Source organism: Streptomyces sp. NPDC006265 (genome assembly GCF_040613555.1).
Taxonomy (GTDB): Bacteria; Actinomycetota; Actinomycetes; order Streptomycetales; family Streptomycetaceae; genus Streptomyces.
The window spans coordinates 1-8,431 of record NZ_JBEXSH010000363.1 but is presented as its reverse complement, the minus strand read 5'-3'; the positions used below and the strand labels follow the sequence as shown (position 1 = coordinate 8,431).

Annotated in this window: 8 protein-coding genes; 4 read left to right on the top strand and 4 right to left on the bottom strand. The window is 73.3% G+C overall.

Annotation, left to right across the window (positions count from 1 at the left end; all coding sequences use genetic code 11):
* The first annotated feature begins 325 nt into the window (after window positions 1-325).
* The 3 genes from ABZ281_RS26480 (at window position 326) to ABZ281_RS26470 (ending at window position 3,477) form a co-directional block, all read left to right on the top strand.
* Window positions 326-1,579 (top strand): DUF2092 domain-containing protein, encoded by a 1,254-nt coding sequence (locus ABZ281_RS26480; RefSeq protein ID WP_356659334.1) that lies wholly within the window; start codon window positions 326-328, stop codon window positions 1,577-1,579.
* 106 nt (window positions 1,580-1,685) lie between these two features.
* Entirely contained in the window at window positions 1,686-2,606 is a 921-nt protein-coding gene (locus tag ABZ281_RS26475) for an ABC transporter ATP-binding protein (RefSeq protein ID WP_356659336.1), read from the top strand.
* Window positions 2,593-3,477 (top strand): ABC transporter permease, encoded by an 885-nt coding sequence (locus ABZ281_RS26470; RefSeq protein WP_356659332.1) that lies wholly within the window; start codon window positions 2,593-2,595, stop codon window positions 3,475-3,477. Before ABZ281_RS26475 ends, ABZ281_RS26470 begins: the two co-directional genes overlap by 14 nt.
* Before the next feature lie 21 nt (window positions 3,478-3,498).
* Here the strand turns inward: ABZ281_RS26470 and ABZ281_RS26465 are convergent, their stop codons facing one another.
* The 3 genes from ABZ281_RS26465 to ABZ281_RS26455 all read right to left on the bottom strand — a co-directional run bounded on the left by ABZ281_RS26465 (window position 3,499) and on the right by ABZ281_RS26455 (window position 5,930).
* The gene (locus ABZ281_RS26465) at window positions 3,499-4,080 is read right to left on the bottom strand and encodes an NAD(P)H-dependent oxidoreductase (protein ID WP_356659330.1); all 582 of its coding nucleotides are present in this window, start codon (window positions 4,078-4,080) and stop codon (window positions 3,499-3,501) included.
* A gap of 141 nt (window positions 4,081-4,221) precedes the next feature.
* Window positions 4,222-5,313, bottom strand: a complete 1,092-nt coding sequence (locus ABZ281_RS26460; protein ID WP_356659328.1) for an amidase family protein — start codon at window positions 5,311-5,313, stop codon at window positions 4,222-4,224.
* A 113-nt stretch (window positions 5,314-5,426) separates the two neighbouring features.
* The gene (locus tag ABZ281_RS26455; RefSeq protein WP_356659326.1) at window positions 5,427-5,930 is read right to left on the bottom strand and encodes a DUF6668 family protein; all 504 of its coding nucleotides are present in this window, start codon (window positions 5,928-5,930) and stop codon (window positions 5,427-5,429) included.
* A 159-nt stretch (window positions 5,931-6,089) separates the two neighbouring features.
* On the opposite strand from ABZ281_RS26455, the gene ABZ281_RS26450 reads away from it, so the two are divergent.
* Window positions 6,090-7,424 carry a tetratricopeptide repeat protein gene (locus tag ABZ281_RS26450; protein ID WP_356659324.1) on the top strand — a complete coding sequence of 445 codons (1,335 nt, stop codon included), beginning with the start codon at window positions 6,090-6,092 and terminating at the stop codon, window positions 7,422-7,424.
* 16 nt (window positions 7,425-7,440) lie between these two features.
* Here ABZ281_RS26450 and ABZ281_RS26445 read toward each other — a convergent pair whose 3' ends face one another.
* A complete protein-coding gene (locus tag ABZ281_RS26445) occupies window positions 7,441-8,391 on the bottom strand; it encodes a M28 family metallopeptidase (RefSeq protein WP_356659322.1) in 951 nt (316 codons plus the stop codon).
* Window positions 8,392-8,431: the final 40 nt, after the last annotated feature.

Sequence of the window (8,431 nt, the reverse complement as noted above, 5' to 3'; positions counted from 1 at the left end):
AGTACGTCCAGTACGAGGGCTTCCGGCCGGCACGCCGAGAGCACGCACCGGACGCCGCTCCTCAACGGGCAAACGTTGCCTGCCGCGGCACTAGCACGTCTCCCCCGTACGACCCCTACGGGTCGGGGGAGAAGCCGCCCCTCCGTGTCATACCCCAGCAGTAGACGGAGTTGAGTCCGGGGTCTGACGTATCTCCCTGGCCGATTTGGTCAGATGGTGACCACGGAAAACACCACTCCTCACCTGTTCGGGTGAGAATGGCGGCTCAGGGACGAGTGCGTGGACGACACGGACAGCCGCCGCCGACCACGGAGGTAGGGCACACATGGCACCGTACGCATCCGACGACAGCACGACGGCCGGGGAGGTCGACGAGCAGCGCTCCGGGCGGCACAAAGCCGCGCGGTACGTCGTCCCGGTCACGGTGATAGGGGTGGCGGCCGCGACGATCGGGCTGGTTCCCGCACTCGCCGACTCCGGTGACCCCGACCTCCCGAAGATCACCGCACAGCAGCTCATCGAGAAGATCGCCACGTCGGACGTCCAGCAGCTGTCCGGCACGGTGAAGATCAGCACGGACCTCGGCCTGCCGAACCTCGGCGGCCTGGAGTCCGGCCTGCTGTCCGGCGCCGCGGGCCAGGGCGAGGGCGGCTCGTCCGCCGACCCGACGGCCAAGCTCACCGAACTCGCCTCCGGCACGCACACCCTGCGCGTCGCCGCCGACGGCCCCGACCGGCAGAAGCTGTCGCTGCTGGAGAACGCCGCCGAGTACAGCATCATCCACAACGGCAAGGACGTCTGGGGCTACGACAGCGAGTCCAACGAGGTCTACCACGGCACCTCGTCGGAGAGCCCGGAGCACGGCAAGGACCAGCAGCCGCCGGCCACGCCGAAGGACTTCGCCGAGGAGGCCCTGAAGGCGGTCGACGACACGACCTCCGTGACCGTCGACGGCACCGCCCAGGTCGCCGGCCGGGACGCCTACAAGCTCGTCGTCAAGCCGAAGCAGTCCGGCTCGACGGTCGGCGCGATCAGCGTCGCCGTGGACGCGAAGACCGGCATGCCGCTGAAGTTCACGCTGACCCCGGCGAGCGGCGGCTCGGCCGTGGTCGACGTCGGCTTCACGAAGGTCGACTTCGCCCGGCCGGCCGCCTCGACCTTCGACTTCACCCCGCCCAAGGGCGCCAAGGTCACCGAGGAGCAGGACTCCGGCAAGGGCTCGGAGAAGGCGCCGGGCAAGGTCCCCGGCAAGACCTTCGACAAGGGCGGGGCGCGCGAACACGCCCCGAAGGCCGGGGAGGACTTCGGCAAGGGCCTCGACGGCATGAAGACCATCGGCGAGGGCTGGAACGCCATCGCCACCTTCGACACCGGCGGCGAGGGCGTGCCCTCCGGCGGGGCCGGCGGTGACCTGGGCGGCTTCATGGACTCGCTCGGCGACAAGGTCCACGGAAAGTTCGGCTCGGGCACGGTCTTCTCGACCCGCCTGGTCAACGCCCTCATCACGGACGACGGCAAGGTCTACGCGGGCCTGGTCACCAAGGACGCGCTGGTGAAGGCGGCCGACGCCGGGAAGTAGGTCCCGTAGGCGCACGGGACGTCGAGAGAACGAGGAAGCCGATGGGCGAACCGTCCGCCACGGAACCGGAGCGGCGCGGGCCGGGGCCGGGGCCGGGGAACCGGTCATCGCCACCCGCGGGCTCACCAAGCGCTACCGCGGCGGACAGCTCGCCGTGGACGGGCTCGACCTGACCGTCCCGGCGGGCAGCGTCTTCGGTTTCCTCGGCCCCAACGGCTCCGGAAAGACCACCACCATCCGCATGCTGATGGGGCTCATCGAGCCCACCTCCGGCACGGCCCGGGTGCTCGGGCAGTCCGTGCCCCGGGCCACCCGCGCCGTGCTCCCGCACGTCGGCGCCCTCATCGAGGGTCCGGCCCTCTACGGCTTTCTCTCCGGCCGCGACAACCTGATCCGCTACGACAGCGCAGACCCGGCCGCCGACCCTCGCACCCGGCGCGCCCGGGTCGCCTCGGCCCTGGACCGGGTGGGCCTGACGGCCGCGGCGGGCAAGAAGGCCAAGGCGTACTCCCTGGGCATGAAACAGCGGTTGGGCCTCGCGGCCGCGCTGCTCCAGCCGCGCCGGCTGCTCGTCCTCGACGAGCCGACCAACGGCCTCGACCCGCAGGGCATGCGCGAGATCCGTACCCTCGTTCGGGAACTGGCCTCGGACGGCACGACCGTCTTCCTCTCCTCCCACCTCCTCGACGAGATCGAGCAGGTCTGCACCCACGTGGCCGTGATGGCGCAGGGCCGGCTGCTCACACAGGGCCCGGTCGCCGAACTGTCCGCCGGGGCGCGCGGCAGGCTGGCCGTGATGACACCGGACCCGGCGGAGGCGGCCCGGGTGCTGAAGGAGCAGGGTGTCGGCGACGTCGTCGTCACCGACGACCGGGTGACCGGCGAACCACCGGACCGCGACCTCGCCGAGGTGAACGCCGCGCTGGTGACGGCCGGGATCCGCGTGCGCGGCTTCACGGTCGAACGGGCCTCGCTGGAGGACGCGTTCGTGGCGCTGACGGGGGAGGGCTTCGATGTCGCGGGCTGAAGTGGTGGAACCCGTACAGCCGGTACGGCCGGTGAGTCCGCTGTGGCCCCTCGGGCTGCTGCGCAACGAGCTCGTCACCACCTTCCGGCGCTGGCGCACACTCGCGCTGCTGGCCGTGCTGGCGGGCGTGCCGGTTTTGGTCGGCATCGCCGTGAAGATCGAGACGGGTGACGGTGCGTCACCCGGCGGAGGCGGCGGAGGACCGGCCTTCATCTCGCAGATCACCAACAACGGCCTGTTCCTCGTCTTCACCGCCCTGGCCGCCACGCTCCCGTTCTTCCTGCCGATGGCGATCGGTGTCGTCGCGGGCGACGCGATCGCCGGTGAGGCCAACTCCGGAACCCTCCGCTATCTGCTGGTCGCCCCGGCCGGCCGCACCCGGCTGCTGCTCACCAAGTACGCGACGGTCGTCATCTTCTGCCTGGCCGCCACGCTCGTGGTCGCCGTCTCGGCGCTGACGGTCGGCGCGCTGCTCTTCCCGCTCGGCGACCTGACGACCATCTCCGGCACGCAGATCAGCTTCGCGGAGGGCCTGGGCAGAGTCCTGTCGATCGCCCTGGCCGTCGCCGCGTCACTGATCGGCGTCGCCGCGCTCGGGCTGTTCGTCTCGACCATGACGGGCAGCGGCATCGCGGCGATGGCGACCACGGTCGGCCTGCTGATCACGGTCCAGATCCTCGACCAGATCCCGCAACTGCACGCCCTCCAGCCGTACTTCTTCTCCCACTACTGGCTCTCCTTCGCCGACCTCATGCGTGAGCCGGTCTACTGGGACGACCTGACGAAGAACCTCGGCCTCCAGGCCCTGTACGCGGCGGTGTTCGGGTCGGCGGCGTGGGCGCGCTTCACGGCGAAGGACATCACGGCCTAGCGCTCCCGGCCTCGCCGTGGCTCACCGCTCGTACAGGAACCGGGCGAGCGGTGCCTCCTGCTCGAAGAAGGTCTTGGCGCGGGTCAGTGCCGCGTCGTCGGTGAGCACGTCACCGGGCTTGCTGCCGTTGCCGAGCAGCACCCCGCCGAAGCGCATCCCCATGTACGCGGCGGAGTTGTGGAGCGTGCCGACGAGCGGGTCGGCGACCACCTCCTGCGTGTGCGCGAGGGCGGTGACGCCCCACAGGGTGCGGCCGTCCAGGGTCGCCTTGAAGTCGAGACCGGGCGTGCGCAGCCAGCCCGACCAGTAGTCGAGGTAGCGCTTGGTCTGCGCGGAGACCGAGTACCAGTACAGGGGCGAGACGATCACGATGTCCGTCGCGGCCAGCGTGGCCTCCAGCAGCCGGGCCACGTCGCCCTCGGTCGGGCGGACGTGGTCGCTGTCGTGCCGCAGGTCCTCGAAGTCCGGCACGGGGAGCTCGGTGAGGTCGATCCACTCCTGCTCGACGTCCGGGGGCAGTTGCTCGGCGGCCCGGCGGGCCAGCAGCTCGGAGTTGCCCTCGGCGCGAGCGCTGCCCAGGACGAAAAGGAAACGGCGGGTCATGGGTGCCCCTCTGAAAACTCGGCGTACATCAATTACACGCACGTGCATCTTATGCGCGTGCAAGTAAATGGTCCAGGGGTGCCCGCCAGGGGTGCTCCTCAGGGATGTGTACGAGGGCTCTCCGCCCGGGCGCCCGGGGTGTCAGCCCTTGACGCGTGTCTCCGCCTCCCGCGCCACGGCCAGCAGCAACGTCTCCCGCCGGTGCGGCGCCACCAGCTGGAGCCCGGCCGGGCAGCCGTCGCCGCCGAACCCCGCGGGCAGGCTCAGGGCGGGGTGTCCGCTGAGGTTGAACGCCCAGGTGAGAGAGGTGGAGTAGCGTTCCCCGGGCCCCTCGTGACCGTGCGGGGCGGTGGGGGCCGTCGGGGTCAGCAGCAGCTCGGCGTCGGCGAACAGCGCGGCGAGCCGCCGGTTGTTCTCCGCCCGGACGCGCTCGGCTCCGGCCAGGTCGGCCCCGGCCGGCTCGGCTCCGGGCGTGCGCAGGGCGAGCCAGGCGGGCCCGGGGTCCGTCAGCCGCAGCGGCATCCGCGGCCGTACCAGCCGTACCACCCCCGCCGCCTCGAGCCGCTCCACGGCCGCCCGGGCCAGCGCGACGGGCTCCGGGTCGGGTCCGGCGAACCCGAGGTCGGCGGACCAGACGGCCGTGACGGGGAGGGCGGCTTGGGCCGGCGCCCGGTCCTCGGACACCACGCGCCACCACAGTTCGGCGTCCGCCGCCGTACGGGCGAGCACCCCCGGCACGGCCAGCCCCGTGCGGTCGCCCGACGGCAGCCGTCCGCTCGTCGTCTTCAGCCCGGCCACCCCGCACCACGCCGCCGGGATCCGCACCGACCCGGCCCCGTCGCCGCCCGTCGCCAGCGGCACCAGCCCGGCCGCCACGGCCGCCGCGGCCCCGGCCGACGAGCCGCCCGGCGTGCGGTCGGCCCGCCACGGATTGACGGTACGGCCCCGGGCTCCGAGCCCCCAGGTCTGCCAGGGCGTTCCCGGCCCGGGCGCCGACGTCGCCCCCACGGCCACCGCCCCTGCCGCGAGCAGCGGACCCGCCGTGCGCCGCCCGTGCCGCCCCTTCACGGCGACCGGCACACCGGCCAGCGACAGGGAGGGATCCGTGCCCCGCCGGTCGAGTCGCCCGTCCACCTCACCCGCCCGCCGCAACGCCTCCTCGCCCCACACCTCGACGAACGCGCACAGGTGCGGATCGGCCCGCTCGATCCGGTCCAGGGCCTGTGCGACCACGTCCGCCGCGCACAGTTCCCGGGCCCGTACACCCGCCGCGATCTCAGCGGCCGACAGGGGTGCGGCCGACAGGGGTGCGGCCGACAGGGGTGCGGCCGGCCCGGGGACGGCCGTCAGCGTGCCGCTCCCGTCAGCCGGGCCAGGGCCCCTGTCTCGCGCGGTGGGTGACCCGGCTCGCCGAGCCGCCAGGACGGCACCCACGGCACGCGGTAGACGTCGATGACCGACTCCAGCGCCCTGACCCGCTGGGCGAGCGGGCGCGGCAGCCGTCCCGGGGCGTCCGCCACGAGGACGACGGCGTCCAGGTCGAGCCCCTGCGGAGCCCGCCCGCGCCGGAAGATCTCCACCGCCCCGGCGACCGTGTCCAGCCCGGCGGCGTGCGTCCGTGCGACCAGCAGCACCGACGGGGGCTCGCCGGGTCCGGGCCAGGACCGGCCGCAGTCGTGGCCGCCGTAGACCGCGGCGAGCGTGGTGACGCCCGCGCCGCCGTGGGTGCCGACCCAGGAGAAGCGCCGTGCCGCGGCCTGGGCGTGCGCGGGCTCCGGCGGTACCGGCTCCGGGGTGGTCACCGGGCCGCGCAGCCAGATCTCCGGACCCTGTCGCATGCCAGTGTGCATGCCCCTCTCCTCCCTCGTACGCCCGGTCTTCATGCCCGCCACAACGACCGTGCCGGGGCTCACGGCCCTTGGGACGAGCCTGTGACACCGTAGTGACGTGAGAAACGGGGGCGAGCGGACACACTCGACCGTAGGTGTACGACGCCGAGTGAGGGGACGATGGCGCGACTCAGCCGCGAGAAGAAGCGGGAACAGAAGCAGGCCGCACGCGCGGCGACCCCGGCGGCGCCGATCGACGTCCATGTCCCCGGGGCCGGAACGGATGTGGGAGGGGGAGCCGGCGGGGTGTCCGACGGTGCCTCCGTCGGTGGCGTCCCGATCTTCGCGGCCCCCGGTGAGGAGATCCAGCGGGCCGTCCTGAACCGCCTCCACCAGATCGCCCTCGCCACCGGCCACCCCGTCCTCGCCACGATCCGCGACGAGCGCATCGGCTACGTCGTCCCGCTCCAGGTCGACCCGGACGGCTCCAGCCACTTCACGGCCGAGCCGGTCGCCACGACCCCGCCGGAGCTTCAGCACACCCCGAACGGCGGCGCCCCGACTCCGCAGCCCGAGCCCGAGCCCGAGCCCGAGCCCGAGCCCGAGCCCGGTCTCCGGCGCCAGCACCCACGCGGTGACAGGGCCACGCACGTGCTGCGTCCCGCACGGGAGACCGGCCAGGGCTCGGCCCCGACGTTCCCGCTGCGGGCCGTGCCCGAGCCGCAGCCGGCCGATGAACCGGTGCCCACGTTCGAGCTGCGCGCCGTACCGGAGTCGGCTGAACCCGCGCCGGAAGACCCGTCGCCGACCCCGGGCCCGGCGATGCCGCCCGGCACCGTCGCGCCGCCCACCGGCGCGTTCGGCCCGCCCCCGCCCATGGCCGCGAGGCCGCTCCCGGTCCCCGAATCACCCCCGGCTCCGCGACCCGCACCGGTCCCCGACCCCGCCCTGATCGCCGCAGACCGCGACCCCAAGCCCACCCCTCCCCGCGGCTTCGACGCCGTCGCGGAGGCTGTACTCGGGGACGAGCCCCTCACCGCCCCGGGCGACCCCGCCGCGCCCGCGCTCCTCGCGGAGCCGGTCGCGCGGATCAACGAGGCGGTGAAGCAGGGCAGGATCGAGGCCGCCGCCGGGCTGGCGGAGCAGACCGTCGCGCAGGCGTCGGGGACGCTGGGGCCGGAGCACCCCGAGGTGCTCCGGCTGCGCGAACTCACCGCGTACATCGCCTACTTGGCGGGCGACCCGCTCCGCGCCTGCCGGCTGTCGCTCGACCTGGCCGGTGCCCGCCGCCGGTCCGGCGACGCGGAGGCCGCCTACGGCAACGTGGAGAGCGCGGCAACCGCCTGGCGGGCGGTGCGCGACCCGGCGCTGGGGCTGGAGCTGGGGCGCGACCTGATCGGCCTGTGGACGGAGCTCGCCGCCGAGGACGGCCCGGCCGCCGAGGAGGTCGAGCAACTGGAGTCGGCCCGCGCCCGCATGGGCCGCCTCACCGAACGCGCCGCCCGCAACCCGTAGGTACCGGGCCCGGGGGCTACTCCGACAGCTCCCACACCGCGTACGCGAGGGCGTCGCTGTTGCGGTTCAGGGCGGTGTCGTTGATGTTGGCGGTGGTGTCGCAGGAGGAGTGGTAGCAGCGGTCGAAGGCCCGCCCCGCCGTACCGCCCCACTTGGCCGCCTGTGCCGACGTCATCGTCCGGCTCGCCCCGGTGAACAGACCGCCCACCGGCACGCCCGCGTTCTTGAAGGGCGCGTGGTCGGAGCGGCCGTCGCCCTCGGTCTCGATCTCGGTCGGGACGCCGATGCCGCCGAAGTAGTCCTTGAAGGTCTTCTCGATCGCCGGGTCGTCGTCGTAGACGAAGTAGCCGGGGTTCGGGGAGCCGATCATGTCGAAGTTCAGATAGGCGCTGATCCTCGAACGGTCGCCGGTGGTCAGCCGGTTGACGTAGGAGCGGGAGCCGACCAGGCCGAGCTCCTCCGCGCCCCACCAGGCGAACCGCAGGTGTTTGGTGGGCTTGTACTGCGCCCGGGACACGGCGAGGGCCGTCTCCAGGACGGCGGCCGAGCCGGAGCCGTTGTCATTGATGCCGGCCCCCGAGGAGACGCTGTCGAGGTGCGAGCCGGCCATCACGACCTGGCTCGTGTCACCACCGGGCCAGTCGGCGATCAGGTTGTAGCCGGTGCGGCCGGAGGCGGTGAACTGCTGGATCGCGGTGGTGTATCCGGCGGCGTCCAGCTTGGCCTTCACATAGTCGAGCGAGGCCTTGTAGCCGGTCCGGCCGTGCGCCCGGTTGCCGCCGTTGGCGGTGGCTATGGACTGCAGCTGGGACAGGTGGGTCTTGACGTTCGCCAGGGGTATGTCCGGCGCGGCGGCCGCTCTGGGGGGAGCGGACGACGCGGCGTCGGCCACGGCACCGCCGGTCAGGAGCATGGCTGTTGCCATGCCGCCCGCGGCGACGGCGCGCGCGGAGACGGAGAGCTTCATGTGGGGGCTCCGGATTCCGTCGGGAGGCCCGTGGGGTGTC